The sequence below is a fragment of the Rhizobium oryzicola genome (assembly GCF_030504645.1).
GTDB classification, from domain to species: domain Bacteria; phylum Pseudomonadota; class Alphaproteobacteria; order Rhizobiales; family Rhizobiaceae; genus Neorhizobium; species Neorhizobium oryzicola.
This window is the reverse complement of the sequence record NZ_JAUKWQ010000002.1, coordinates 414,602-439,096: the sequence shown is the minus strand read 5'-3', so window position 1 is coordinate 439,096 and position 24,495 is coordinate 414,602. Positions and strand designations below refer to the sequence as shown.

General features: G+C 60.3%; 23 protein-coding genes. 12 read left to right on the top strand and 11 right to left on the bottom strand.

Annotation, left to right across the window (positions count from 1 at the left end):
• Positions 1 to 88: 88 nt before the first annotated feature.
• From Q2T52_RS09405 to Q2T52_RS09395, 3 genes are all read right to left on the bottom strand, one after another.
• Positions 89 to 1,096 carry an iron ABC transporter substrate-binding protein gene (locus Q2T52_RS09405; RefSeq protein ID WP_436799514.1) on the bottom strand — a complete coding sequence of 336 codons (1,008 nt, stop codon included), beginning with the start codon at positions 1,094 to 1,096 and terminating at the stop codon, positions 89 to 91.
• Positions 1,097 to 1,211: 115 nt separating this feature from the next.
• Complete coding sequence (locus Q2T52_RS09400) at positions 1,212 to 2,348, bottom strand: hypothetical protein (RefSeq protein ID WP_302076456.1); 1,137 nt, start codon at positions 2,346 to 2,348, stop codon at positions 1,212 to 1,214.
• A 138-nt stretch (positions 2,349 to 2,486) separates the two neighbouring features.
• Positions 2,487 to 4,346, bottom strand: a complete 1,860-nt coding sequence (locus tag Q2T52_RS09395) for an ABC transporter ATP-binding protein (protein WP_302076455.1) — start codon at positions 4,344 to 4,346, stop codon at positions 2,487 to 2,489.
• A gap of 379 nt (positions 4,347 to 4,725) precedes the next feature.
• Between Q2T52_RS09395 and Q2T52_RS09390 the strand changes: the two genes are divergently transcribed.
• Both Q2T52_RS09390 and Q2T52_RS09385 read left to right on the top strand, forming a co-directional pair.
• Positions 4,726 to 5,181 carry a tRNA (cytidine(34)-2'-O)-methyltransferase gene (locus tag Q2T52_RS09390; protein WP_302076454.1) on the top strand — a complete coding sequence of 152 codons (456 nt, stop codon included), beginning with the start codon at positions 4,726 to 4,728 and terminating at the stop codon, positions 5,179 to 5,181.
• Positions 5,182 to 5,296: 115 nt separating this feature from the next.
• Positions 5,297 to 6,634 carry a hypothetical protein gene (locus Q2T52_RS09385; protein ID WP_302076453.1) on the top strand — a complete coding sequence of 446 codons (1,338 nt, stop codon included), beginning with the start codon at positions 5,297 to 5,299 and terminating at the stop codon, positions 6,632 to 6,634.
• A 140-nt stretch (positions 6,635 to 6,774) separates the two neighbouring features.
• On the opposite strand, the gene Q2T52_RS09380 is transcribed toward Q2T52_RS09385, so the two are convergent.
• Complete coding sequence (locus tag Q2T52_RS09380; RefSeq protein ID WP_302076452.1) at positions 6,775 to 7,713, bottom strand: flagellin family protein; 939 nt, start codon at positions 7,711 to 7,713, stop codon at positions 6,775 to 6,777.
• Positions 7,714 to 7,858: 145 nt separating this feature from the next.
• A complete protein-coding gene (locus Q2T52_RS09375) occupies positions 7,859 to 8,116 on the bottom strand; it encodes a hypothetical protein (protein ID WP_302076451.1) in 258 nt (85 codons plus the stop codon).
• A gap of 159 nt (positions 8,117 to 8,275) precedes the next feature.
• Between Q2T52_RS09375 and hemF the strand changes: the two genes are divergently transcribed.
• The 3 genes from hemF (at position 8,276) to Q2T52_RS09360 (ending at position 9,823) form a co-directional block, all read left to right on the top strand.
• Positions 8,276 to 9,190, top strand: coding sequence for an oxygen-dependent coproporphyrinogen oxidase (gene hemF, locus Q2T52_RS09370; RefSeq protein WP_302076450.1), 915 nt, complete (start codon positions 8,276 to 8,278; stop codon positions 9,188 to 9,190).
• Positions 9,191 to 9,272: 82 nt separating this feature from the next.
• A complete protein-coding gene (locus tag Q2T52_RS09365) occupies positions 9,273 to 9,527 on the top strand; it encodes a hypothetical protein (protein WP_302076448.1) in 255 nt (84 codons plus the stop codon).
• A gap of 101 nt (positions 9,528 to 9,628) precedes the next feature.
• Positions 9,629 to 9,823 carry a DUF1059 domain-containing protein gene (locus Q2T52_RS09360; protein WP_302076446.1) on the top strand — a complete coding sequence of 65 codons (195 nt, stop codon included), beginning with the start codon at positions 9,629 to 9,631 and terminating at the stop codon, positions 9,821 to 9,823.
• Between the two features lie 234 nt (positions 9,824 to 10,057).
• On the opposite strand, the gene Q2T52_RS09355 is transcribed toward Q2T52_RS09360, so the two are convergent.
• The 3 genes from Q2T52_RS09355 to Q2T52_RS09345 are packed head-to-tail and all read right to left on the bottom strand — an operon-like array spanning position 10,058 to position 12,566.
• Positions 10,058 to 11,311 (bottom strand): CCA tRNA nucleotidyltransferase, encoded by a 1,254-nt coding sequence (locus Q2T52_RS09355; protein WP_302076445.1) that lies wholly within the window; start codon positions 11,309 to 11,311, stop codon positions 10,058 to 10,060.
• Positions 11,308 to 11,946: a CoA pyrophosphatase gene (locus tag Q2T52_RS09350; protein WP_302076444.1), complete on the bottom strand. Its 639-nt coding sequence runs from the start codon at positions 11,944 to 11,946 to the stop codon at positions 11,308 to 11,310. The genes Q2T52_RS09355 and Q2T52_RS09350 overlap by 4 nt, the downstream gene beginning before the upstream one ends.
• A complete protein-coding gene (locus tag Q2T52_RS09345; protein WP_302076443.1) occupies positions 11,943 to 12,566 on the bottom strand; it encodes a DUF1285 domain-containing protein in 624 nt (207 codons plus the stop codon). Before Q2T52_RS09345 ends, Q2T52_RS09350 begins: the two co-directional genes overlap by 4 nt.
• A gap of 171 nt (positions 12,567 to 12,737) precedes the next feature.
• On the opposite strand from Q2T52_RS09345, the gene Q2T52_RS09340 reads away from it, so the two are divergent.
• The 5 genes from Q2T52_RS09340 to Q2T52_RS09320 are packed head-to-tail and all read left to right on the top strand — an operon-like array spanning position 12,738 to position 20,021.
• Positions 12,738 to 13,751, top strand: a complete 1,014-nt coding sequence (locus Q2T52_RS09340; RefSeq protein ID WP_302076441.1) for an AAA family ATPase — start codon at positions 12,738 to 12,740, stop codon at positions 13,749 to 13,751.
• A gap of 45 nt (positions 13,752 to 13,796) precedes the next feature.
• Positions 13,797 to 14,717, top strand: coding sequence for a DUF58 domain-containing protein (locus Q2T52_RS09335; RefSeq protein ID WP_302076440.1), 921 nt, complete (start codon positions 13,797 to 13,799; stop codon positions 14,715 to 14,717).
• The gene (locus Q2T52_RS09330; protein ID WP_302076439.1) at positions 14,714 to 17,524 is read left to right on the top strand and encodes a DUF4159 domain-containing protein; all 2,811 of its coding nucleotides are present in this window, start codon (positions 14,714 to 14,716) and stop codon (positions 17,522 to 17,524) included. Before Q2T52_RS09335 ends, Q2T52_RS09330 begins: the two co-directional genes overlap by 4 nt.
• An 11-nt stretch (positions 17,525 to 17,535) precedes the next feature.
• Positions 17,536 to 19,605, top strand: a complete 2,070-nt coding sequence (locus Q2T52_RS09325) for a hypothetical protein (RefSeq protein ID WP_302076438.1) — start codon at positions 17,536 to 17,538, stop codon at positions 19,603 to 19,605.
• Positions 19,605 to 20,021: a GNAT family N-acetyltransferase gene (locus Q2T52_RS09320; RefSeq protein WP_302076437.1), complete on the top strand. Its 417-nt coding sequence runs from the start codon at positions 19,605 to 19,607 to the stop codon at positions 20,019 to 20,021. The genes Q2T52_RS09325 and Q2T52_RS09320 overlap by 1 nt, the downstream gene beginning before the upstream one ends.
• A 16-nt stretch (positions 20,022 to 20,037) precedes the next feature.
• Here Q2T52_RS09320 and Q2T52_RS09315 read toward each other — a convergent pair whose 3' ends face one another.
• Together Q2T52_RS09315 and Q2T52_RS09310 are read right to left on the bottom strand one after the other, a co-directional pair.
• Complete coding sequence (locus Q2T52_RS09315; RefSeq protein WP_302076436.1) at positions 20,038 to 20,766, bottom strand: esterase family protein; 729 nt, start codon at positions 20,764 to 20,766, stop codon at positions 20,038 to 20,040.
• On the bottom strand, positions 20,763 to 21,728 hold the full coding sequence (locus tag Q2T52_RS09310) for an acetylxylan esterase (protein ID WP_302076435.1): 966 nt from the start codon (positions 21,726 to 21,728) through the stop codon (positions 20,763 to 20,765). The genes Q2T52_RS09315 and Q2T52_RS09310 overlap by 4 nt, the downstream gene beginning before the upstream one ends.
• A gap of 275 nt (positions 21,729 to 22,003) precedes the next feature.
• On the opposite strand from Q2T52_RS09310, the gene Q2T52_RS09305 reads away from it, so the two are divergent.
• Positions 22,004 to 22,972: a phytanoyl-CoA dioxygenase family protein gene (locus Q2T52_RS09305; RefSeq protein ID WP_302076434.1), complete on the top strand. Its 969-nt coding sequence runs from the start codon at positions 22,004 to 22,006 to the stop codon at positions 22,970 to 22,972.
• A 60-nt stretch (positions 22,973 to 23,032) separates the two neighbouring features.
• Here the strand turns inward: Q2T52_RS09305 and Q2T52_RS09300 are convergent, their stop codons facing one another.
• Positions 23,033 to 23,620, bottom strand: a complete 588-nt coding sequence (locus Q2T52_RS09300; RefSeq protein WP_302076433.1) for an ATP-dependent Clp protease proteolytic subunit — start codon at positions 23,618 to 23,620, stop codon at positions 23,033 to 23,035.
• Between the two features lie 247 nt (positions 23,621 to 23,867).
• On the opposite strand from Q2T52_RS09300, the gene Q2T52_RS09295 reads away from it, so the two are divergent.
• The gene (locus Q2T52_RS09295) at positions 23,868 to 24,455 is read left to right on the top strand and encodes a HupE/UreJ family protein (RefSeq protein ID WP_302076432.1); all 588 of its coding nucleotides are present in this window, start codon (positions 23,868 to 23,870) and stop codon (positions 24,453 to 24,455) included.
• Positions 24,456 to 24,495: the final 40 nt, after the last annotated feature.

The window sequence follows — 24,495 nt, the reverse complement described above, 5'->3', positions numbered from 1 at the left end:
TCGAAAACGACCGTGCCTTGCGGACACGGTCGCTCTCGACGCTCTGATTAGAAGTTTGTTGAGAAGAACTCAACAGATTTGGCACCGATCAAAGCAGACCGGCTGCCGTCATCAGTTCAACGACCTTCTTGCTGTCAAGCTTGGAAGCATCGACCTTGGGTGCCTGAAGGTCCTTGATTGGTACCAGCTTCTCGTTGGACTCGCCGTTGATGGCATACTCATAGGACGTGCCATTCTTCAGGATGTCCTGGCCACCCTTGCCGGTCACGAACTTCAGGAACTCCTGAGCTTCCTTCTGATGCTTGCTGGACTTCAGCACACCGCCACCGGAGACGCTGAGGAAAGCACCCGGATCCTGGTTGCGGAAGTAATGCAGGCCGACATTCTTGCTGTTTTCACCGGTCTTGGCCTGATCGCCGAACCAGTAATAGTGATAGATCACAGCGCCTTCGACTTCATGGGCATTGACGGCCTTCATGGCAACGCTGTTACCCTTGTAGGCAACGGAGTTTTCCTTCATCGCCTTCAGCCACTTGGCAGTATCCTGCTCGCCCTTCAGCGACAGAAGCGCGCCGACGATCGCTTGGAAATCAGCACCGGCGGGCGACGCACCCCAACGACCCTTCCAGGCCGGATCAGCCAGATCGAGCATGGACTTCGGCAGCTTGTCTTCGGTCAGCTTGGTCTTGTCATAGGCAAACACGGTGGAGCGGCCGGCAATGCCCGTCCAGTTACCGTTTGCAGGGCGGAACTGTTCCGGAACCTGCTTCAGCGTCGCCTGATCGACCGGGGCAAACAGGCCCGCACCATCGACCAGCGCCATGGCCGGAGAGTTTTCCGTCAGGAATACGTCAGCCGGAGATGCGGCGCCTTCCTGGATCAGCTGGTTCGCGAACTGCATGTCGCCGCCCTGGCGCATCGTCACCTTGATGCCGGTTGCCTTGGTAAAGGCGTCGATCCACTCGCGACCCAGGCTTTCATGCTGCGCGTTATAAACAACAATGCCTTCGCCATCGGCGGCATAGACCACGCTTGAGAAACCGGCGCCCGCAAGTGCGATTGCAAAAAGCGCGGAAAGGCGGCTGACAGACTTCATCAAAATCTCCCTGAACAGGCCCGCTCATCGGCAGGCTCACCGCTCTATAGGATAATCTGATTACGACTTTCAAGTTTTAAGATGGCCGCATGCGAAATTGTGATCCCGGTCAGCCTCAGTGGGCACGGCGCCCGTACAGCGAGTCATAGCGCCCATCCCCCTTGATGTTGGATATGGCGCTGAGAACAGGCATTTCTTCATCCAAGAAATCGGCGCGCTGAAGGGAAAGGCTGGCTTTGCCGAGCAGTTGGCTGGCCGATGTGCGGCCATAGGCTGTCGCACCGCCAAATCGGCAGCGAAGGTCTGGAAGGGTTTGAACATCGCGCCGGGCATAGGCCACGGAGTGATCCACGATACGCTTTAGCTTGCGGCTGAAGTCATTCAGTTCGATCTCGCTGGTGGTGCCCAGCACAAGACCCAGTTCCTGCGGCGCGACCCAATACGCGCCCTCATCAGCGCTGATCAGCCGAGACGTCTGGTTGCCCAAGGTGTTGAGAACGAAATCCTTGGCCTTCTGCATCGCTTCGCCGCGGAACTGATCCATCCCCTTCAGGCGGCATAGCAGCACGCTATAACCGGAAAGCTGCTTTTCGCTTGCCTGCAGGGCTTCAAGGCGGCTGACCAGACCTGCCTTGTCCGGAAGACCATGGCTAACCTCCGGCGCCTGTTCCGTCGCTTCCGCCCCATCTTGGGCCGCTGGTTCAGGAGAGGTTGCCTGGCTTGGCGATCCGGACGGGGCTTCCAGCGCCCGCGTAAAAGCCTGCAGCCCCTCGATGCACACCGACAAGGCCCGCTGAAGCCGCTCGGCCGCCTCCCCGCGCGCAAGCGATGAGAGCGCAAGTTCATCAAGACCGGAGCCCACTTCATCCGCAGACAGCTCTGGACGCTTTTCGAGAAGTGCCTGCACGGCTAGGATATTTTGAGCAAACACACTGACATGCCTGCGCTCGCGCAGGGAGATCATCGCGAGAGCCCCGAGCGCGCCGGTCAGTGCCGTCATCAAAGGCTCAAGCGCATCGCGATCGATTTTCTGAGGAAGGAACTGCTCCCCCAAGCGCGCAAAATCGGCCTGCTGAAGGGGATAGGGCAATGTGGCGAAATTCTCTCGCAATCCGGGCGGGGGATCATCCAGCAGCCGCAGCGCCACATGAAAATTGTCGGGGGTCAATTCGAGTCGATAGCGGATCAACGCGTCGATCGCTCGACGCGCGGCAGCGGCCTTGGCCGAATACCTATCTCGCCGCCTTGCCATCGCTTAGGGTTCCCGCGGTTTCAACCTTAGGAAATCCTAAACCCCGCACACAAGCAAAAGCTTAACAATATCGATAAAATGCAAGCTTTTCCGTGGGATGGTTAATGCCACATGTGAATTACGGATAGGTGCGGCGGATTACTCCGCCGCTTCCGTTTCCTGTTCTTCCGTCTCATCGCCCAGGAAGCCACCGGACTGGCGGTTCCAGAGATCGGCATAGATGCCGCCATGCGCGACCAGTTCCTGGTGGGTTCCGGTCTCGATGATACGGCCCCTGTCCAGCACGATCAGCCGATCCATCTGGGTCAGGGTCGAAAGCCGGTGGGCAATGGCAATCACCGTCTTGTCCTCGATCAGCGAGAAGAGGCTTTCCTGGATGGCCGCTTCCACTTCCGAGTCCAAAGCCGATGTCGCCTCGTCAAGGATAAGGATCGGCGCATCCTTGAGGAAGACGCGCGCAATCGCAATGCGCTGACGCTGGCCGCCGGAAAGCTTGACACCCCGCTCGCCCACATGCGCATCAAGCCCCTTGCGGCCCTGCTGGTCCGCAAGTCCCTGGATGAAGTCCCAGGCATTGGCCCGCTTGGCGGCCTCGATCACCTCGGCATCGCTGGCATCGGGGCGGCCATAGGCAATGTTGTCCCTGATGGAGCGATGCAGCAGCGAGGTATCCTGCGTCACTACGCCGACCAAGGCCCGGAGACTGTCTTGCGACACCTGCGAAATATCCTGACCATCGATCAGGATCCGGCCCTTTTCCACGTCGTAGAACCGCAGCAGCAGGTTCATCAACGTGGTCTTGCCAGCACCGGAGCGGCCGACCAGGCCGACCTTCTCACCCGCCTTGATCGTCAGGGAGAAGTTGTCGATGACGCCCTTCTGCTTGCCGTAGTGGAAGCGCACGCCCTCATAGACGATCTCGCCCTGCGGCGCCGCCAGAGGCTTGGCGGAAGGGACATCGACGATATCATGGTGCTTCGTCATCATGCCCATGCCGTCGTAGATCGTGCCGACGCTTTCGAACAACGCCGCCACTTCCCACATGATCCACTGCGACATGCCGTTGATACGCATGGCAAGGCCGATGGCAACAGCAATCGCCCCGACCGACACACTGCCCTGCAGCCAGAACCAGATGCCAAGTGTCGCGACGGAAAATTGAACCAGCGCGTTGTTGATATCCACGGCCATGTTGAGCGCGGAAATCTGGCGCATCTGCCGGTGCACGGTACCGAGGAATTCGTCCATGCCCTCCCGGGCATAACGTTCCTCACGACCGGCATGCGAGAAGAGCTTGACCGTGCCGATATTGGTGTAGCTATCGACGATCCGCCCGGTCATCATGGAGCGCGCATCCGCCTGTTCACTCGAACTCTTGCGCAGGCGCGGAATGAAGAACCGCAGGATCAGGCTATAGACCACGATCCACGCCACCAGCGGAATGCCGAGCCTCCAATCCACGGTAGCGACAAGCGCCAGCATGGAAATGAAGAAACTCGCCGCATAGACGAAGACGTCGATGATCTTGATCGTTGCATCGCGGACCGCCAGCGCCGTCTGCATGACCTTCGTCGAGACGCGCCCCGCAAACTCGTTGGCAAAGAAGCTCATCGAGTGGCGCAGCAGGAAGCGATGCATCTGCCAGCGGGCGATCATCGGGAAGTTGCCCGCCAGCACCTGATGCGAGGTAATGGTGTGCATGGCCCCGAAAAGCGGCAGTGCCAGCAGCAAAAGCGCAGCCATGCCGGCCAGATGCCACCCCTCCTTCTGCAGGAAGGTGGCGCGATCGGCATTGCTCAGCCAATCCACGATATTGCCAAGGAACTGGTAGAGAAACACTTCCAGCACGGCAATCGCCATGGAGCAGGTGCCGAGCACCAGCAGCCACGGCCAGACGGGCTTGGTATAATACCAGCAGAAGGCAAAAAGCCCCTTGGGCGGCAAGGCCGGATCACCATCCGGATAGGGATTTACGCGGGTTTCGAACCAGGCGAACATGAACAAGGCTCCATCGAGCGGAAACCGGCAGTCGCTGCGGCGCACAAGCCCTTAAATAGGCGGCGGAGGGATGCCGGGAAAATTCAAGTGCAAGGCCAATAGCAGCCTTGAAGCGATATCAAGAGGAAATTTGCGAGAAACCGCGGACGCTCAGATCAGGGCCACTTGGGCCGGATTCAGGAAGCGCCAGTTCACGGTCATATCCATGTGCGCCTCCTATGCTGGCGTTAAACATGAGTTGCATCTACCAGCATTCAGCCCGTTTGAAAAGCCGAAATCCACCTCTCGTCGCGATCTGGAAACAGCAATGACAGTTGCGTGAAGCCCCCTGTGGATGACATAGCGGCTTGACCATGCGTCACGATGCGAGACCACAAACGTGCTGCACATTGCCCTCTACCAACCGGACATTCCCGGCAATACCGGAACGATCCTTCGCCTTGCCGCCTGCCTTGGGCTTGCCGTGCATATCATCGAGCCGGCCGGTTTCGACATTTCAGACCGCAACCTCAGGCGTGCTGGCATGGATTATCTGGCAAACGTCACACTCACGCGCCACGTCAACTGGCAGCGGTTTAACGCCTGGCGCACAAGCGAAAATCGACGTCTCGTGCTTGCTTCCACCAAGGCTGCCGAACGCTATACCGATTTTGTCTTCCATGCCGATGACGTGCTTCTGTTCGGACGGGAAAGCGCCGGCGTGCCCGATCACGTTCATGACGCCGCGGATGGCCGCCTGCTGATCCCGATGGTCGAGGGACAGAGATCGCTGAACGTTGCCATGTCGGTCGCAATGATGACAGGCGAAGCGCTGCGGCAAATCGCCTGGCGGTGAAGAGAGAAAAGATCAGGACCACAGCCGATAGTGGTATTGGCGAACGACTTTCTTTGTGAGACATTGCTGAAACGAATGCATGCCACGACCATTCGCCTTCCTTGGAGAATCCGTCATGTTTCCCACCGCATTCACGCATAATGTTACACAATTTGCCCGCACCTTATCCTTGCCAGAAAGGGTCACCCACTCGCCGTTTCGCAATATGGCGTTGGAAACACTGCGGCGGCGCAACGCAACACTGGATTCCGTCTTCTATGACGTGAAAGCCGTTACTGCGGAAGAAGCCTTTTATATCAGCGGCTGTCTGGCCGCCGAGGGCGCCATTCTGGTGGTACCGCCGACCGGCGGCCCTCCGCTTCGCCTTTACGACACGGTGGATGACTTCATCATCGGCGGCGGCGCGAAAATTGACGTTCTGGCGGTTGCCGGTGTCGGCAGTTCCGCATTGGGTTCGGCGGCCTTTGGACGCAATATTGCCGATGCGGTGGGGCGTCCCGTGGCGGTGGTCATATCCGGCTATGGCCTTGCCGATGTCATGACCGAGGCGATGGGCGGCTATTTCCTATTCGGCTATCTCAACAGTTTCCGTCATGCCTTTGAGCGTCTGGATGAATTCTTTGGCCGTCCACAATTCGGTATAGCAACCCACCTCAGCACCGAGCGTCTTTGCGAAAGCAGCCTCGACACCCAGACCGTCAAGGCTATCCTGTCGGATCGCCGTTTCTCCTTTACCCTGCTGGTGGGGCATTCGAAGGGTAACCTTGTCATCTCGGAAGCGCTCTACGAACTGGCCGAGACACAGCGGCCTGTGGTGGAAAAGCTGGCGGAAAAGGCGAAAATCGTAACACTCAGCGCCCGCATCGCCATGCCACCGGTCTTCAAGGATGTGGTCGATGTGATGGGCGAGTGGGACTGGTTCGGCGAAATCAATTCCAGACCCACCATACCCGCGGACGAAATCGTTCCGAAGGCGTGGCACCATACAAATACAGAACTACCGAACCATCTTCCGGTCACGGAAATTTTGCAAAAGGTTCTGACGCCACGTATCAGTGCCACCATCCTAACGATGCCGGCGCCTGTTCCGGCACCGGCGGCAGTGGCGATTCCGGAGCCCCTGCCAGCACAAGCGATAGAAACCGCACCGTTAGTGGTTGCGGAGCCGCCACTGCCGGAAATACCTGAGCCTGTCGTCGTGACCCTACCGGATGAGCCTGTGGCCGCAGTAGAGACGGTTCATGCGGAAGAAGTTGCAGAGCCTGCGGCGGTCGTTCAAGAGGTCGCACCGGAAGCCGCCCCCCTACCGCCGGCCGAGATGCCAGCGGCTGTTGCAGACGTTACGGTTTCGGAAGAGGTCATCGTCCCCTCGCCGGCACCGATTCCGAGCGTCAAAAAGAGTGTTGCCAGACCCCGGGTTGGTGGTGGCGGTGGCCGAGGAAGAAAAACCTGATTATGTGGCGCGAGGACCGGGTGCCGGCCGTCAAGCACAACCGGCACCCGGACATCACACCCCGGATCAGGAAAGACAAGGGACATACATTTCCCATTCCGGGGAGAACTGACGGGCCGCAGCACGGCCCGCCCTTTGTCTCACGCGTAGATATCGAGATTGCGGGCCATTGACGCATTGGTGATGTTGAGGCCAGAAGACTGGAGACCAGTCTGCACCGCCTGTGCGAGAAGGCGAGCGGCCCGTTCATCCAGTGACGTATTCAGGGATTGCGGTGCACTGGTTTGAGGAAGATCCTTGTGCAGGGAAACCACAAAATCTGCGCTGGACGAAATACGCTGGCTCGTGCCGCGAATATCGGCACTGGCGCTGATCATGTCCGCCATGACAGCGCGCAGCGAGGCGATCATCCCGTCGACTTGATCGCCCGATGTTGCGGCTGAAAGCGAAATCTCGCCCGATCTATTGCCGGCATGAGAGCCGAGAACACTGTAGGAATAGGGGCTACCGGATGGCGTGATGCCGCTATAGCGGCGGGTTAGGATTCCATCATCCGCATGGCCTTCGGCAATGTGATTGAAAGCACCCTGATCAACATTCAGGACATTGATGGAGACGCCGCCATCTGCTGCCGCCGTCACCGACCCGACAACCGATTTCATCTTCGGGCTTTCATACGGCCCCGTTTTCAACCAGTTTTGACCGGCAAAGCCACTGCCATCCACGACCGAAGCCAACTTGTTTTTCAAGCCTTCGATACGGGCACCTAGCGCTTGGCGGTCAGACCCGATGGCTTTGGCGGCCTGCAACGTCGACTGGATTTCCCCCACGATGCTCGTTGCGCTTTTCAATCCAAGCAAGGCGGAATCTGCGACTGCTGCTGACGTGGCTTGCGCATCTTCCGTATTGGAGAGCGATAGGCTGGAGGGCTTGACCGTGGTGGAAATCGACCAATAGGCATCGGCCTGACTGGCATTCACATCCTGGACAGCGACGGGGTTGCGGCGCGCCGGAGATGCCGCGGAAATGCCCGTGGCGGTCGGTGCATTCAAGAAATAGGCGTGGTCTGAAATCTTCATGAATTCCTCTGCCGAACATTCGACAACGGACGTTCGAGAACCGTAATGGTTCAGTCCGGCAGATCTATTAGATCGAAAAGCCCTTGAATTTGCCTTGAACCGACCGGGACAATTTTAATCATCGCCCGATGCCGAACTGCTTATATCAATCCGCGGTCGGCAGTCGCCGCATGGTGAACTCGATCTCGTCGCCTTCGAGCTGCCGCCAGCTCTCCACTTCGGTCCAATAGGCAGCCTTGGGATATTCATTGAACCATTCGCGCGCTTTTTGTCGCGCATCTTCGCGAGACAGTCGGTAAGTCTCGCGAATAAAACGCCCTTCGGAAGCGCTCGGATTTTCGCGGCGATGGCGGTCCATCCTGCGCTTCAGGCCGTCGAGCGGCGGAGATGTCATTTTCATCATGCGATCTCCCCATTACAGGTAAACCGGATAATAGCGGAACTGAGGGCAGAGTCGAATCGACTGCAGCCAAAGAGCAGTTGCGAAAGCTAGAGAGCCTCGGGTAAGCCATGCAGGAGATTGGCGACGTGGCACGCGATTTGGGTGCAGGAGAGGATCGACATGGAAAGGCCGAACATTCCAGCCGAGTTGCCGGACGATATCGAAGAGCGCAAGGAAACCGCGCGCGGCTGGTTCGAAAGCCTGCGCGATACCATCTGCGCGAGATTCGAGGCTTTGGAGGACGAACTGGCTGGGCCGTTGTCCGATCAGGAACCCGGCCGATTCGAGCGGAAGGACTGGTTGCGCGATGGCGGTGCCGGCGGTGGCGGGCGCATGTCGATGATGGCCGGTCGCGTGTTTGAAAAGGTTGGCGTCCATACCTCCACCGTTCACGGCGAATTCTCGGAAGAGTTCCGCAAGCAGATGCCGGGCGCTTCTGACGACCCGCGTTTCTGGGCATCGGGTATTTCGCTGATTGCCCATCCGGTGAACCCGAACGTTCCTGCCGTTCACATGAACACCCGCATGGTGGTCACCACGGGTACATGGTTCGGTGGTGGGGCTGACCTGACCCCGGTTCTCGGACGTCGTCGCACCCAGACGGACCCGGACACCCAGGTGTTCCATCGCGCCATGGAAATCGCTTGCCGCCGTCACGAGACGGTTGCCGATTACGAGCGGTACAAGGCCTGGTGTGACGAATATTTCTTCCTGAAACACCGCAACGAACCGCGCGGCATCGGCGGCATCTTCTTCGACTGGCTGTACCCGGAAACGGAAAAAGGTGGCTGGGACGCGAACTTCGCCTTCGTGCAGGATGTGGGCCGCGCCTTCCACATGGTCTACCCCAAGATTGTGCGCAACAACTTTAACGAGACATGGACCGAAGAGGATCGTGACGAGCAACTGATTCGCCGCGGACGCTATGTGGAGTTCAATTTGCTCTATGACCGTGGCACGATCTTCGGCTTGAAGACCGGCGGTAATGTGGAGTCAATTTTGTCATCGCTACCACCTGTGGTTCGCTGGCCGTGATCACGATTTGAATTGACAAATGAGATATCCGAATCATCCTGCCGGTGCTAGCTTTTAGCAGACTGCACCGGAGGAGATCGCAATGGTCACATCGAAAAGCGTAGCAGTACCCCCGAGACCCGAAACCGAACGGGCGCTCAATACTCCCGAAATGATCGACCGCATGGCTGCGGAACTCAGAGCCCGCAGTGACACTGACCTGCCGCATTCGTTCTACGTAGAGCAGATCAGGAAACAACTTTCAGGCGAAATGAAGCGGGGCGCCAATGACGCCAACCTGTCTCAACCAGGCCAGGCGCATCCTTCCGTTTTTCACGCCTGGGCGCTTTCAGAGTAGCTGCAAGCGGTCGTGATGGAACGGCCATGAGCTTTCGCCGTTGGACGGATGGACGCGTTTTGGAGGAGACGCGTTCAGTCCAATTGACGGAGGAAAGCATCATGAGACTGTTTGAATGCGGAACCCTGGTTCCCGGTTGCGATTGGCACACCAGGGCGGAAGAAGACGCCGAGGTGACGCGTCGCGCCGTTGAACACATCCGGACCGCCCATCAGGAAGATATCATCCGCGAAAGCATGGTGGAGGCCATAAAGGCCCGCATCCGGAATGAACCGGTCGTGACCACGCAAGCGTGATATCACGCATGGCAAGCCACGTGCCATTGTTGATTGCAGAGATTGAGGCAAGACGGCCCGGCAGCTTTCCTTCTCCCGTCAGAACGGGGAGAAGGTGGCGGCAGCCGGATGAGGGGCGAACTTCTGAAAATCCCGATGTTTATTGCCCCTCACCCCAACCCTCTCCCCGCATGCGGGGAGAGGGGGCTTGGAACTTCCCACCGCAGCAGCAATCCCCACAACTTCGTCTTGATGCTACGAACGAAGGTCTTTCAGCTTTTCCAGCAGGGCATTGCGATCCAGCGTGAAATTGCGTTCTACCCAGAGAGCCTCAAGCTCCGAGAGAAGCCTGCCCATCTCTGGGCCCGCCTGCACGCCTTCGGCAATCAGGTCTGCCCCAGATAAAGGGAAGCTCGGTTTCTTGAATTTCTCGGCCCGCTTGAGAAGCATCGACAATTTCGCAGCTTTCCGCATCTCGTCATCACTCGCTTCGGCGGCAACGCGTGCGCTTGCCAATGCCAGCATCAGGCGCATGACCGGCCCGGTCGCGCCCGATTTATAGAGCTGCCGGTCGAGCGCGGTTTCCGCCAGATCCGCATTGGCCGCAGGCGCTTGCGCCCAGGCCTTCAGAACCGCGGCATCGGCGTTGGAGAGCCTGAGCCGCTTGGCGAGGTCCGCAAGGCGCACCTCATCCGGCGGAACGATGGCGGCCAGCCGCAGCAGTGGGTTCGGCGCCCAGCCCAGCGAGTGCTCGGCGGCGACAAGCCCATGAATGGCATCGATGCCCCACTTCTCCGTCTCGGGCAGCACAGCGGTCAGCACGCCGGATTGCCGCATCCAAAGCAGTGCCCGTGCGGGGTCCGTGGCGGAAAACAGCTTCTTCAACTCTGCCCAGACACGTTCCGCCGACAGGCCATCCAGATGATCGCGCGCCCGCGCGACGGCCCGCAGACCATCCGCATCAGGCCGCCCGGAACCGTAATAGGCAAAGAAGCGGAAGAAGCGCAGCACGCGCAGGTAATCCTCGGCGATGCGCGTCGCCGCATCACCGATGAAGCGGATGGTCTTCGTCTCGATATCCGCGAGCCCATTCACCAGATCGATAACGCGGCCATCCGCAGTCGCATAGAGCGCGTTCATGGTGAAATCGCGCCGATCCGCATCCGTCTGCCAGTCGGTACCGAATTCCACCTTGGCATGACGGCCATCGGTCGCCACGTCGCGGCGCAGCGTCGTTACCTCGAGCCCGCGCCCGTTGATGACAAGCGTCACGGTGCCATGGTCGATCCCGGTCGGCACGGCCTTGATGCCCTCAGCTTGTGCCCGTGTCATCACATCGTCAGGCAAAACCGTGGTGGCGAAATCCACATCCGAAATGGCAAGGCCCATCAAGGCGTTGCGCACGGCACCGCCCACGACGCGGCCCTCCCCGCCATCCGCATTGAGCAGTGAGAAGACGCGCTGGACGCCCTCATCCTTGAGCCAGGTTTGGTCGGCAAGGCTCGTCATGCATATAGCCTTTCATACAGCGTGCGCAGAATTCCGGCGGTGATACCCCAGATGTTCCGCTCCCGATACGGCATCTGGTAGAAATGGCGCAGCTTGCCTTCCCATTCCCGGCTGCCACGCAAATGGTTCTCCGGGTCCATCAGGAAGGACAGGGGCACCTCGAACACGTCAGCCACTTCGGCCGGATTCGGGGTTAGCGTAAAGCCGCGCTGGACGACCGCAAGCACCGGCGTGATGCGAAAGCCAGTCGCTGCGAAATAATCCGGCAGGCGCGCCACCGGCTCCACAAAGGTCCGGTCGAGGCCGATCTCCTCTTCTGCCTCGCGTAAAGCCGCCTGCTCCACCGATTGATCTTCCGGGTCGACGGCTCCGCCCGGAAAGGCGATCTGGCCGGAATGCTTGCGCAAGGTCGCCGTGCGCTGCGTCAGGATCACCTTTGCACCGTCGGCATCATCCACCACGGGCACCAGCACGGCAGCATCTTTCAGCGTCTGCCCAGCCACATGCGCAACAATGCCGGGATTGAGCAGATGGTCGCCATGATGGCCGGAGGCTACATCCAGCGGATGGCCTGTCTGATGAAGGGCACGGCGGCGAAACTCCTCCGCCGAATAATAGGATGCACTGCGTGTCATTTCGAAAGCTGTTCCAGTTCGGCAGCGGGCATGATCGGGAAACGGCGGCCACCGGAGGAGATCGCGAACATCTCCACGCCATCCATGTCGATCACTTCGCCAAGTTCGACCAGATCATACATCACGGCGCGGCTGACAAGCGCCTCCAGGCGGCCGCGAACATGAAGATAGGGCTTCAGTTCGCGGTTCTCGCCCGCGATGTCGAAGCGCAGCGGATGATCGGCGCCCGCCTCCACCACATCACCCACATTGGTGCGGAAGGTGAGCACACGCTCACCCTCTTTCTCTGTGATTGTCATCTCAACGGCGAGGAAAGGCGCATCCTCCACCTTGATGCCAACCTTTTCCACAGGCGTGACAAGGTAGGTCTTGCCGTCTTCGTCCTTGCGCAAAACTGTGGAAAAAAGCCGCACCAGCGGCGCCCGCCCGATCGGCGTGCCGAGATAGAACCAAGTGCCGTCGGCGCGGATCTCCATGTCCAAATCGCCGCAAAAAGGCGGATTCCAGCGCTCAACCGGAGGCAAACCGCGCGTTGTACCGCCCGTTTGCTCCGCTGCGCGCGCAATCATCGCGGCAAGGCCTGCGGCATCTGCGGCCGAATTTATTATCTCGCCTGCCATATTTTCCGTCACCGTTCTGGGTTAAGCGGCTGTCTCTCACGAGATAGTCATTCACATCGTTCTTGTCAGCCGCCCTCGCGGGAATAAGTTGGATGCGATAGGCCGCTTGAGTGACTGGAATGATTCGCAAAGCCGGCAGATGACCGGCTCCAGAGCCTGATGGAGACCGCTATGGGCGTCATGACTTCTCCCGAAACTCCTCTGGACGAGAAGGCGATGGTTGCCGCTGCCGAGGCCGCGCTGCACGATATCGCCACGATCCGCAAGGAAGTTGCAAAGGTCATCTTCGGTCAGGAACAGGTGGTGGAGAACACGCTGATCGCGGTTCTCTCCGGCGGTCATGCGCTCCTCGTCGGCGTGCCGGGTCTTGCCAAGACCAAGCTGGTCAACACGCTCGGCACCGTGCTCGGCCTCAACGCCAACCGCATCCAGTTCACGCCGGACCTGATGCCATCGGATATTCTCGGCAGCGAAGTAATGGACCAGGACGAGAGCGGGCGCCGCTCCTTCCGCTTCGTCAAGGGACCCGTCTTCGCCCAGCTTCTGATGGCGGACGAAATCAACCGAGCCAGCCCCCGCACCCAGTCGGCCCTGCTGCAATCCATGCAGGAATACCACATCACGGTCGCCGGCCAGCGCTATGACCTGCCCGCCCCCTTCCACGTTCTGGCAACCCAGAACCCGCTGGAGCAGGAAGGCACCTATCCCCTGCCGGAAGCGCAGCTCGACCGCTTCCTGTTGCAGGTGGATGTTCTCTATCCCGATCTCGCCGCCGAGCGGCAGATCCTGCTTGAGACCACCGGCCTTTCCGAAGCCAAGGCGCATGGGGTGATCGATGCAAGCCGCCTGCAGGAAATCCAGACCCTGATCCGCCAGATGCCGGTCAGCGACAAGGTGGTGGACGCGATCCTTTCGCTGGTGCGCTCCGCCCGTCCCGGCCATGGCAATACGATGACCGACAGGCATGTGGCCTGGGGTCCGGGCCCGCGTGCCGGTCAGGCGCTGATGCTGTGCGCCCGTGCCCGTGCGCTTTACGAGGGCCGGCTTGCGCCCTCGCTCGATGATGTTCACGCGCTGGCCGAACCCGTGCTGGAGCACCGCATGGCGCTGACCTTTGCGGCGCGTGCTGAAGGCATGTCGGTTCGTGACGTGATTGCAGGATTGGTGAAGCAGGCGCGCGGCTGACCGCGCACCCGCATTGCGATATCAGAAGAGAATAAAGGAACAGGCGTGGCGTCGATAGGCCAGATCGTCCAGCAGACCCCCGGCAATGAAGTGCTGGCGAGAGCCAGGCAGCGTGCAGCCCTGGTGCCGGATTGCATGGTCGAGGCGCGCCGCATTGCCAACACGGTCATTGCCGGCTGGCATGGACGGCGCAAGCGCGGCATCGGCGAAAACTTCTGGCAGTTCCGCCCCTATACGGACGGCGAAAGCCTGTCGCGGATCGACTGGCGCCGATCCGCCCGCGACGACCATATGTATGTGCGCGACCGGGAGTGGGAAGCCGCCCATACGGTCTGGCTGTGGGCCGACATGTCCCCCTCCATGATGTACAAATCGACGCTGTGCTCGGTTTCCAAGGAAAGCCGGGCGCTGGTCATCATGCTGGCGCTGGCGGAAGTCCTGGCGCGCTCCGGCGAACGGATCGGCTGCCCCGGCGTGATGGAACCGATCTCCGCCCGCAACGCTGCCGAACGGCTGGCTGTGGCCATCATGCATGCACCGCCGACCGAAGGCCTGCCGGATACGGGCATGATCCGCGGAGCAAGCGACATCGTGCTGATTGGCGATTTTCTTGACGATGCCGACCGGATCATGGAGCGCATCTCGCCGCTCGCCCGGCGCGGGCTTCGCGGCCATGTGGTCGAGATCGCGGACCCGGCGGAAGAAAGCTTCCCCTATAGCGGCCGCACCGAATTTACAGATCCCGAGACGGGCGAAAAGCTTGTTTCCGGCAGAGCCGAAACCATTCGCGAGGATTACCAGCAGGCCTATCTGGCCAGACGCACAAGCCTTGGGCAGTCGCTGCGGCAGATGGGCTGGACTTTCGCCTTCCACCGCACCGATCATCTAGCCTCCGAGGCGCTGGTGGCCCTGCATGGCTATCTCTCCGGCAATCCGCCGCAGATCGCGGGCGGAGGTCGCTCATGAGCGCATTCGCCTTTGCCTATCCCGCAATTCTGAGCGCGCTGATCGTTCTTCCCGCCATCTGGTGGCTGCTGCGGCTGACCCCGCCGCGCCCGAAGGAAGAGGTGTTTCCGCCGCTTGCCATTCTGGCAACAGTGCTGAAGCGGCAGGAGACACCGGCCAAAAGCCCCTGGTGGCTGACGCTTCTGCGCATGCTGATGGCCACCGCAATTATTCTGGCCATCGCTGATCCCGTCATCAATCCGCGCACCAGCACGCTCTCCAAGGCCGGGCCACTGGCGCTCATCGTCGACAACAGCTGGGCAACGCCCGCCGATTGGGACAGGCGAACGGAGACGGCACGTCTGTTGATTGAGGATGCCGAGCGGGCCGACGTGCCCGTTTCCATCGTTTTCACATCCGAAGCCACGCATGACGCCGTGCCGACCAGCGCCGCCGTTGCGCGGGAGAAGCTGGCCGCTGCCCGTCCCCGCCCGCTGGTGCCGGACAGGGCACGTGCAGGCGAGGCCATGCAGCAGGCGTTTCAGGGCAACAGACCGGGCACGCTGGCCTTACTTTCGGATGGAATTGCAACAGGTTCCGACGCGAACATGTTCAAGGCGCTTTCCGCGCTTTCGCCCGCCGATACGCGCATCATCACCGGCAATGGTGCGGGTGCCGTGGCCCTGACGGCTGCCAGCAATGGTGCCGATGGCATGACTGTCACGGGCGCAAGGCTTTCCACATCAGGCGCTTCCAATCTGCAGGTGAATGCGGTCGACCAACAGGGTCGCGTTCTGGCAACCGCGCCGCTGAGCTTCGCAGCAGGTGCTGGCACCGCCACGGCCGAGATCAAGGCGCCCTTCGAAATCCGCAATGATTTTGCCCGCCTCACCATTGAGGGCCAAGGCAATGCCGGGGCCGTGCATCTGCTGGATGACGGGTTCAAGCGCCGGCGCGTGGCGCTTCTCGCGGGTGACACGGGCAATGACATGCAGCCGCTGCTTTTGCCGCTCTATTACATCCAGCGCGCGCTGCAGCCCTATGCGGATCTGATCGAGCCGCGCGGTGCGGACCTATCCAAGACCATTCCCGACATCCTCGCCGCCAATCCTTCCGCCATCATCATGGCCGATATCGGCCGCCTGCCGCCCGAAAGCTCCAGGCCCTTGCAGGACTGGATTGCGCGTGGTGGTGTTCTGATCCGTTTCGCCGGCCCACGACTGGCGGCCGCACCTGCGGATGACCCGCTGGTGCCTGTCGTTCTGCGCCGGGGCGAACGTTCCTTCGGCGGCGCGCTCTCCTGGTCCGAGCCGCAGAAGCTTTCGGAGTTTCCAAAGACAGGTCCCTTTGCCGGCATGCCGCCAGCTACCGATGTGCTCGTGAACCGCCAGGTTCTGGCGGAACCAACCCCTGACCTGCCGGACCGTACCTGGGCAAGCCTATCCGACGGCACGCCGCTGGTGACGACAAGCGAAGTCAAGAACGGCCGTATCGTGCTCGTTCACGTCACGGCCGATACCTCCTGGTCCAACCTGCCGCTCTCGGGTACCTTCGTGGACATGCTCCGCCGTCTGGTGCAGCTCTCGCATGCGGGCGGTGCGCAAAGCGCCGACAAGGCTGGAGAGGGCGGCGTTTCGCTGGCTCCCTATCGCCTGCTGACGGCAGACGGCCTTCTGGATGCCAATACCAGCACCGCCAAGCCGATCAGCATCCGAAACGGCGAAACCGCCATTGCCAGCAACGATCATCCGCCCGGCCTCTATGGCAGCGAGGATGGTTTTGCCGCGGTCAATCTGCTGCCCTCTGGCGCAACGCTGACACCCATCGATGTCTCGGCTGCAGGCTTTGCGGTCAAGCAGGAGGCGATGGCTGGAGCCGAAGCGAAATCGCTTCGCCCTGCCCTGTTCATTGCCGCACTCTCGTTGCTGCTCCTCGATAGCCTGATCGTGCTTTTCCTGCACGGCGCATTCTCCCGTACGCCACGGGGCGCGCGGGCAGTGGTCACCGTGCTGCTGGCCCTCGCGGCCCTAACCTATGCGGTCGGCCCGCGCCCTGCGGAAGCCTCGGATGCCAAGCCGGGGGACGAACAACTGCTGGAACGCCTTGATGTCACCCATCTTGCCTATGTCATTACCGGCGAAGCAGATGTGGACAAGATTTCCGAGCAGGGGCTGGAAGGCCTCAGCCAGTTCCTGACCTTCCGCACCGCGCTGGAGCCCGGCGATCCCGTCGGCGTCGATATCTCCAAGGATGAGCTGTCGCTCTATCCAATCATCTACTGGCCGATTTCAGCCACGGCCCCCATGCCAAGTGCGGCCGCCATTGCCCGCATCGACGCCTATATGCGCAATGGCGGCACCGTGCTCTTCGACACGCGCGACCAGTTCAGCGCTGTTGATTCCGGCATGCCGAGCCCCAACGGCCAGCGCTTGCAGGAACTGCTTGCCAATATCGATATTCCGCCGCTGGAGCCGGTGCCGCAGGACCACGTGCTGACGCGCTCCTTCTTCCTGTTGAGCAGCTTTCCGGGCCGCTATGCCGGAAGCCCGCTCTGGGTAGAATCGCGGCAGGAAAGCCAGCGCCAGACGGGACGCATGTCCTCCTCCGGCGACGGGGTGACACCGATCATGATCACCGGCAATGATTTCGCCGGCGCCTGGGCGATCGATCCGGCAGGCTCGCCAATCCTGCCGACCGTGCCGCCGGATGAGACACAGCGTGAATATGCCTACCGCGCGGGCGTGAACATCATGATGTATATGCTGACCGGCAACTACAAGTCCGACCAGGTGCATGTTCCCGCACTGCTGGAACGGCTGGGACAATAGGAGCCGATGGCATGACGATCGAATTCGCTCCCTTCGTTCCCTGGTCAGTCATGATCGCGCTTGGCGCCTTCGCTCTGGTGCTGGCGCTTGCCTCGCTTTGGCGGGGGCTGCGCGGCTCACTTCTGCGCGCTGTAGCGCTCGCCATGCTCTTGCTCGCCATAGCCAATCCCACTTTGACGGAGGAGCAACGCGAGGCGCTTTCAACCATCGTTCCCATCATTGTCGACCGCTCGCAGAGCCAGCAGACGCCGGAACGGCAGGCACAGACGACGGCGGCCCTGGAACAGCTCAAGGATCGCTTCTCGAAATTCCCGCGCATCGAGCCACGCATCGTCGAGGTAGACAATGACCCGGCCTCCGAGTCGCCATCGACGCGGCTGTTCACGGCGCTGAATGCCGCGATTTCGGATGTCCCCCCTGCCCGTATCGGCGGCGCCGTTTTCCTGACCGACGGGCAGATCCATGACATGCCCGGAACCAACCAGGATTTAGGCTTCAACGCGCCGATCCATGGGCTGATCACCGGCCGCGCCGACGAATTTGACCGCCGCATCGAAGTGGTGCGCGCGCCGCGCTTCGGTATTGTCGGCGAAGAACAGCAGATGACGCTGCGCGTTGTCGATGACGGCAAGACGCAGAACAGCGCCCCCGCGCCAGTAACAATCCGGATGAATGGCGATGTGATTGCGACGCTGCAGGCACGTCCCGGCACGGAACTGCCCTTCACTTTCACGGTGCCGCGTGCCGGCAATAACATCATGGAACTCGCGGTCGCTGAGCTGCCGGGCGAAGTAACGACCGCCAATAATCGCGCCGTGCATGTCATCGACGGCATCCGCCAGAACCTTCGCGTGCTGCTGGTGTCCGGAGAGCCGCATGCAGGCGAGCGCGCCTGGCGCAACCTCTTGAAATCAGACGCTTCCGTCGATCTCGTGCACTTCACCATTCTGCGCCCGCCTGACAAGCAGGATGGCACGCCGATCAATGAGTTGTCGCTGATTGCTTTCCCGACACGTGAACTGTTCGTGGAGAAGATCAACAGCTTCGACCTGATCATCTTCGATCGCTATCAGCATCGCGGTGTCCTGCCGATCCTCTATTACGATTATATCGCCCAGTATGTGGAAAAGGGTGGCGCGCTGCTGATCGCGGCAGGCCCTGAGCATGCCGGACAGGATTCGATAGCGACCACGCCGCTCGGTACCGTGCTTCCTGCGGCACCCACCGGCGATGTCCACAATGCCGGCTTCTTCCCGCGTCTGTCCGAGGCGGGCAAGAAGCACCCAGTGACACGAGGGCTCGATGGTTCCACCAGTGAGCCGCCGGCCTGGGGCCGCTGGTTCCGCACTATTGATGTCGACCGTCCTCAAGGGCAGGTCGTGATGGAAGGCGATGAGAAACGGCCGCTGCTGGTGCTGAACCGCGAAGGCGAAGGCCGCGTCGCCATGCTGCTATCCGATCAAGGCTGGCTTTGGGCGCGCGGCTTCGAAGGCGGCGGGCCGCATGTGGATCTCTATCGCCGCATCGCCCACTGGCTGATGAAGGAACCGGAACTGGAGGAGGAAGCGCTGACCGCGCGTGCCGTTGGCCGTACGCTGGAGGCAACCCGCCAGACCATTGGAAACGATCCGGGTCCGGCAATCATCAAGTATCCCTCGGGGAAGACGGAGACGGTTCCCTTCACCTCTGCGGGCCCCGGCCTTTACCGAATCGAAAAGCGCATGCAGGAGACGGGCCTCTTCGAGGTTTCGAACGGCAAGTTTTCCACGCTGGTGCATATCGGCGCGGTCGATGCCGCCGAGTTCAAGGCGATGATCTCGACCACGCAAACGCTGGCACCCTATGCCGAGAAGACGCATGGCATGGTGGCCCGCGTTGCAAACGGCAGTGGCGTCAGAACGCCGGATCTCTTGCCGGTCCGCGGCGAAGTGCGAGTCACCAATCCCGATCGCATGGTGATCCGTCTGACCAATGAAACGGTGCTGAAGGGCATCAACACGCTGCCGCTGTTTGCGGGCTTTGCCGGGCTTGGAGCACTACTGCTTGCGGTTTCGGCCATGTGGTGGCGAGAGGGACGATAATGGACATGCTGGAACTGACGAACACGCCATCCGACGCTGACACGGCATCCATCCTCGCGGCGCTCGCGGCCTTCAACGAAGCGGATATAGGACCGTCCAATCGCCAACCCCTGGCCATTCTGATCCGTGACGATGAGGGCGAGGTTTCTGGCGGGCTTTATGGTTACACTGGCTGGGGCTGGCTGTTCACGCAATACCTCGTGGTGCCGGAGGTCCATCGCGGCCAGGGCGTTGCGGGCAAGATGCTTGAGATGGCGGAGGCTGAAGCGAAATCGCGCGGCTGCCATGGCGCCTGGATCGACACCTTCAATCCGGTCGCGCTAAAGACATATCAGCGACAAGGCTATGAGATTTTCGGGCAGCTGCCGGAGTTTCCGAAAGGCCGGACGCGCACCTTCCTGAAGAAGTCGCTGTAATTCGTCGAAGGTCAGTTCAGATATAAAGCGCAGCCATCTTGCGCCAGGCGGAGCCACGATGCGCACGGCCATCCCAAAGATGCAGCTGATAGCCGACGCCCTTCTCGCTGAGGAGACGGGCGAGATGCCTGTTGTTGTCGACGAAGGGATCCTCGGCACCGATCGCCAGCACCACCTCCACATGCCGAAGGCTGTCCAACTGGCTGCCACCGTTCAGACCCGGCAGAAAATGCGAGGGCGTATGGAAATAGACGTCGTCATCGTAATGCCCGTCCAGCAGGTCACCGAAGGATTCGACCTGCAGCGTCAGGTCATACCGACCGGAGAAAGCGACTAGCTTGCGGAAGAGATGCGGATGGCGGAAGACGAGGCTCGCGGCCTGATAGGCGCCGAGACTGCAGCCCTGCACGATGGTGCAATCATGTCCATTGCGGCTTGCCATCAGCGGCAGCACTTCATTCAGGATATAATCCTCGAAGGCGACATGGCGGCGGAGGCGATCCACAGGATGACTGTGGCGATTGTAGAATGTTTCGTTGGCGAGGCCTTCGACGCAGAAGAGCTGCAATTGACCAGCATTGACCTTGTCGGCAAGGCTGGCAACGAGGCCAAGCTGTTCATACTCAAAGAACCGCCCTTCGCGGGTGGGAAACATCAGAACCTTCGCACCGGAATGACCGAAGATTAAAAGCTCCATGTCGCGGTGGAGCCTGGGACTGTACCAACGAAGATATTCCCGGTTCATGGCACTCCAAAAAACTGGCGAACCCTGTCCGACAGGGCGGCATGCTGCATTTGCTCACCAGGATACTCGAAATGGCCGGCGTCGAGGATGAAGATTTGATTAAATTGGTTTCGGGGCAATGCATTGGCGACAGCAAACTGGCAGGGCGGCGCAACAGCCGGATCAAACTGAGCTGCCGCCACGAGCATCGGCACCGTGATGCGTGATGCAGCTGTCGCGGCATCGAACAGGCGTAGCTTCTCGCCGACACCGGGATGAGTCTTGGCATAAATCTGAACCGAGGCCGCGCTGCCCGTGGTCGGCAATTGCAGCCAGAGCGGACGGTTGCCGAAGGTCGGCACTTCCAGAAAGCCGCGCCGAACGCGCCGATCGAAGGGAATGGCAAGCGCACCAAGCCCGCCGCCGAAGCTGATGCCGCTATAGCCGATGCGGTCGGCGATATCCGGATGAAGCACCGACAGCACGGAGACCGACACCCAGATATCCTGCACACAGCCTCCGATGAGGTATTTCTCCGGCTCCTCGATCTGATGCAGCACGTGCCAAACGGACATGGACGGAAACGGTGGCTGCGCACTCAGCGACATGCCGCGCGCGCAGGGAAAGAGCAGCACTGCGTCCGTCCCGGGGAAATCGAAGTCCGGACCATCGCGACCACCATAACCATGGCCGACAACGATTCCCTGTCTGATCGGCCTGTTCTTCGGCGTCAGCAGCCAGGCCCCGATGCGCACCCCATCCGTTGAAACGTAACGCACCTCCTCCACCGTCCAACGCGGATCGGACAGTTTGGAAGGCTTGCGCTCGACCTGCACCGGCACGGCCAGTGCTGCATCATACTTCTGCCGCCAGAACACATCGAAACCCTCAGGCGCTTCCGGCACCCCCACCTGCTGCAGCCTTTCAAGGCTGTAGCCATAGGTCGGATCGAAGGGAAAAGAGTGGCTCTGCGGGATGCTCATGAATACGGCTCGTCAGGATACTGAAAGAACCGGCTTATCATCCACCTCGGCAATGTCGAGAACAACTTGCCGCGCGCACGCCTGAAAGTTCAACCGAAAGGAAGGCAAGAACAAAGACATTAGAGATTCCTAAATATATTCAGCAGGTTGTCTAACGTGATACATAATCACAATTATTGCTGCGTTGCGACATGGATATGTTAGCGCTAACCGTGGTGAGGGTTGGGTAAGACGGAAAAACGCATGGCACGCCATGCCTTATTGAGGATTCACCGATGCAAGACGCGGCCAAGACCTCTGCTCCCCCAAGAGATCTCGAAGCAATTGCCAGAAGCGGTAGCCTGTTTGCCCGAATGGCTGCCCGCATACCGACCTACCTGACGGACTTGCAGGAAAATCCGGCATGGCTTCCTATGTTCGTGCTCGCGCGCACCCTGCCCTTTCGTCGGGCCCATTGGCTGACGGCCCGGCGCGTTACAGACAGTGCACCGGTATCCTCCATGTTCGGCACGCTCCGGCCAGATTTCATCGCGGATAAACTTCGGCAGGATGGCATTTTTCGTGGACTCGTTCTGCCGCCAGAGATTCGCGAGGAACTGGCTGATTTCGCCACCAACACGCCATGCTTCGGCAATTTCGATCGCGCCCTGGAGTTCAAGGCGGGCGAGCATGCAGATACGGAAAAACGGTTTGGCCGCACTATTCTGAGCGGCCATCACTTCGAGCGGGTGATGCAATGCGAGGCGGCGCGTAAAGTTCAGCAGGATCCGCTGCTACTGGCCATCGCCCGCCATTACCTCGGCGGTGAAGCGCAACTGATCACCACGAGAACCTGGTGGAGCTTCCCCACCAAGACGGCATCCGATGCCGATCTCAGCCGCGCCTCCTTCAAATACCACTTCGATCTCGATGATTGGCGGATGCTGAAATTCTTCTTCTATCTCACCGATGTGGACGAGGATGCCGGGCCGCATGTCTTCGTGCGCACGAGCCACCGCAAGCGCATGCTGAAGCACCAGTATACTCTTGTCGTTGGGCATCCAGCGGATGAAATCGTCCGCTACTACGGCGAGGAGAATGTGCAAATGGTGACGGGGAGAGCCGGCTTTGGCTTTGTCGAAGACCCCTTCGGCTTTCACATGGGAACGCTTGCCCGCAAGCATCCAAGGCTGATGATGGAAGTCGGCTTTGGCGTCTCGAAGCCATCAAGGCGGCGCTATCACGGCGAGCCGGTGATCCGATAACAAAAACCCTCGGCAGCCGTTCGACTGCCGAGGGTTCAACAACAAAGCCAGAAAATGAAATCAGCCGATTTCGGACTGGCTTTCAACGATCTTGGACACCAGACCGTACTGAACAGCGTCCTCAGCGGAGAGCCAGTAGTCGCGGTCGATATCCTTGGCGATCTTCTCTTCCGACTGGCCGGTAGCCTTCGAGAAGATCTTGATCAGACGCTGGTTCATCTTGATGATTTCGCGAGCCTGGATCTCGATATCCGATGCCATGCCGCGCGTGCCACCGGACGGTTGGTGCAGCAGGAAGCGGGTGTTCGGCAGGCAGATGCGGCGTTCCTTCGGAACCGACACGTAGATCAAAGCGCCAGCGGATGCGACCCAGCCGGTACCGATGATCCAGACCTTCGGCTTGATGAACTTGATCATGTCGTGAATCGAGTCGCCCGACTCGACGTGGCCGCCCGGCGAATTCACGTAGATGCGAATGTCTTCATCGCTGGCTGCTGCCAGTGCCACGAGCTGCGTGCACACCTTCTGCGCCAGTTCCTGTGTAATGCCGCCGTAGATGAAGATGGAACGCGACTTGAAAAGGTTCGCCTCCGTTTCCTTGCCGAGTGGCAGTTCCTTCGTCTTGTCGTCGTCATTCTCGTCGTTCATCGGCAGTCTCCAGAGTGGATTTCCTGTTCTCGGACATAATGCGTTCGCTCGCACAAAACAATGAGCGAAACGGCAGTAGGCTCTGTGGAGAGTTAATGTTTCGGACAACGGTCGAAAATTTTGTGACCGGATCAAGTTCACCACCGTCATTTTGCGGATGGACAGAAATTTAGGCACTGCCTAATCTCTTGGCGAAATCGTGGAGGTGGTATCGACTGCCTCAACGAAAAAGCACCAGGGGACTTACATGCTGAAACGCCTTGCTCTGACGACCTCCGTTTTCGCGGCTGCTGCCGCGCCTGCCTTTGCTCACCTTGATCCGCTGGAGCATGGCTCGTTTGCGGCGGGCATCTCGCACCCGCTGTTCGGCGCAGACCACGTGCTGGTGATGATTTCCGTTGGCCTGTGGGCCTCCCAGGTCGCGAGCCAGCCCGGTCATCGCAACGCCATCTGGGCGGTTCCCGCCGCCTTTGTCGGCACCATGGCAGTCGGCTTCCTGCTGGCGCTTCTCGGCATCCACCTGCCCTTCGTGGAACCAGCGATTCTGGCATCCGTCATCGGCCTTGGTCTGCTCGTCGCAACGGCCGCCCGCCTGCCCTCCTCGGCCTGCGCGGCCATCGTCGCCATCTTCGCGCTCTTCCACGGCCATGCCCACGGTTCGGAACTCGGCGGCGCCGGTGCGTTTGAATTCGGCGCGGGCTTCATCATCTCCACAGCCCTCCTGCACGGCGTCGGCATTGTGCTCGGCCAGACGATCGGTCGCTTTGCGCCAAGCTTTGCCCGCGCCATCGGCGCACTGACGGCACTGGCTGGCATATCGCTTCTCTTCGGCTGAAGAAGACGAAAAGAAACTTACGGAGATTTAACAGTCCGGG

Bases quoted from the DNA above. Each gene is read 5' to 3' on its own strand.
- Q2T52_RS09400 (WP_302076456.1), bottom strand. From the start codon at position 2,348: ATGGCAAGGCGGCGAGATAGGTATTCGGCCAAGGCCGCTGCCGCGCGT.
- Q2T52_RS09365 (WP_302076448.1), top strand. From the start codon at position 9,273: ATGGTCACATCGAAAAGCGTAGCAGTACCCCCGAGACCCGAAACCGAA.
- Q2T52_RS09405 (WP_436799514.1), bottom strand. From the start codon at position 1,096: ATGAAGTCTGTCAGCCGCCTTTCCGCGCTTTTTGCAATCGCACTTGCG.
- Q2T52_RS09325 (WP_302076438.1), top strand. From the start codon at position 17,536: ATGACGATCGAATTCGCTCCCTTCGTTCCCTGGTCAGTCATGATCGCG.
- Q2T52_RS09350 (WP_302076444.1), bottom strand. From the start codon at position 11,946: ATGACACGCAGTGCATCCTATTATTCGGCGGAGGAGTTTCGCCGCCGT.
- Q2T52_RS09360 (WP_302076446.1), top strand. From the start codon at position 9,629: ATGAGACTGTTTGAATGCGGAACCCTGGTTCCCGGTTGCGATTGGCAC.
- Q2T52_RS09355 (WP_302076445.1), bottom strand. From the start codon at position 11,311: ATGACGAGCCTTGCCGACCAAACCTGGCTCAAGGATGAGGGCGTCCAG.
- Q2T52_RS09295 (WP_302076432.1), top strand. From the start codon at position 23,868: ATGCTGAAACGCCTTGCTCTGACGACCTCCGTTTTCGCGGCTGCTGCC.
- Q2T52_RS09345 (WP_302076443.1), bottom strand. From the start codon at position 12,566: ATGGCAGGCGAGATAATAAATTCGGCCGCAGATGCCGCAGGCCTTGCC.
- Q2T52_RS09375 (WP_302076451.1), bottom strand. From the start codon at position 8,116: ATGATGAAAATGACATCTCCGCCGCTCGACGGCCTGAAGCGCAGGATG.
- Q2T52_RS09315 (WP_302076436.1), bottom strand. From the start codon at position 20,766: ATGAACCGGGAATATCTTCGTTGGTACAGTCCCAGGCTCCACCGCGAC.
- Q2T52_RS09340 (WP_302076441.1), top strand. From the start codon at position 12,738: ATGGGCGTCATGACTTCTCCCGAAACTCCTCTGGACGAGAAGGCGATG.
- Q2T52_RS09305 (WP_302076434.1), top strand. From the start codon at position 22,004: ATGCAAGACGCGGCCAAGACCTCTGCTCCCCCAAGAGATCTCGAAGCA.
- Q2T52_RS09395 (WP_302076455.1), bottom strand. From the start codon at position 4,346: ATGTTCGCCTGGTTCGAAACCCGCGTAAATCCCTATCCGGATGGTGAT.
- hemF (WP_302076450.1), top strand. From the start codon at position 8,276: ATGGAAAGGCCGAACATTCCAGCCGAGTTGCCGGACGATATCGAAGAG.
- Q2T52_RS09380 (WP_302076452.1), bottom strand. From the start codon at position 7,713: ATGAAGATTTCAGACCACGCCTATTTCTTGAATGCACCGACCGCCACG.
- Q2T52_RS09330 (WP_302076439.1), top strand. From the start codon at position 14,714: ATGAGCGCATTCGCCTTTGCCTATCCCGCAATTCTGAGCGCGCTGATC.
- Q2T52_RS09385 (WP_302076453.1), top strand. From the start codon at position 5,297: ATGTTTCCCACCGCATTCACGCATAATGTTACACAATTTGCCCGCACC.
- Q2T52_RS09310 (WP_302076435.1), bottom strand. From the start codon at position 21,728: ATGAGCATCCCGCAGAGCCACTCTTTTCCCTTCGATCCGACCTATGGC.
- Q2T52_RS09320 (WP_302076437.1), top strand. From the start codon at position 19,605: ATGGACATGCTGGAACTGACGAACACGCCATCCGACGCTGACACGGCA.
- Q2T52_RS09300 (WP_302076433.1), bottom strand. From the start codon at position 23,620: ATGAACGACGAGAATGACGACGACAAGACGAAGGAACTGCCACTCGGC.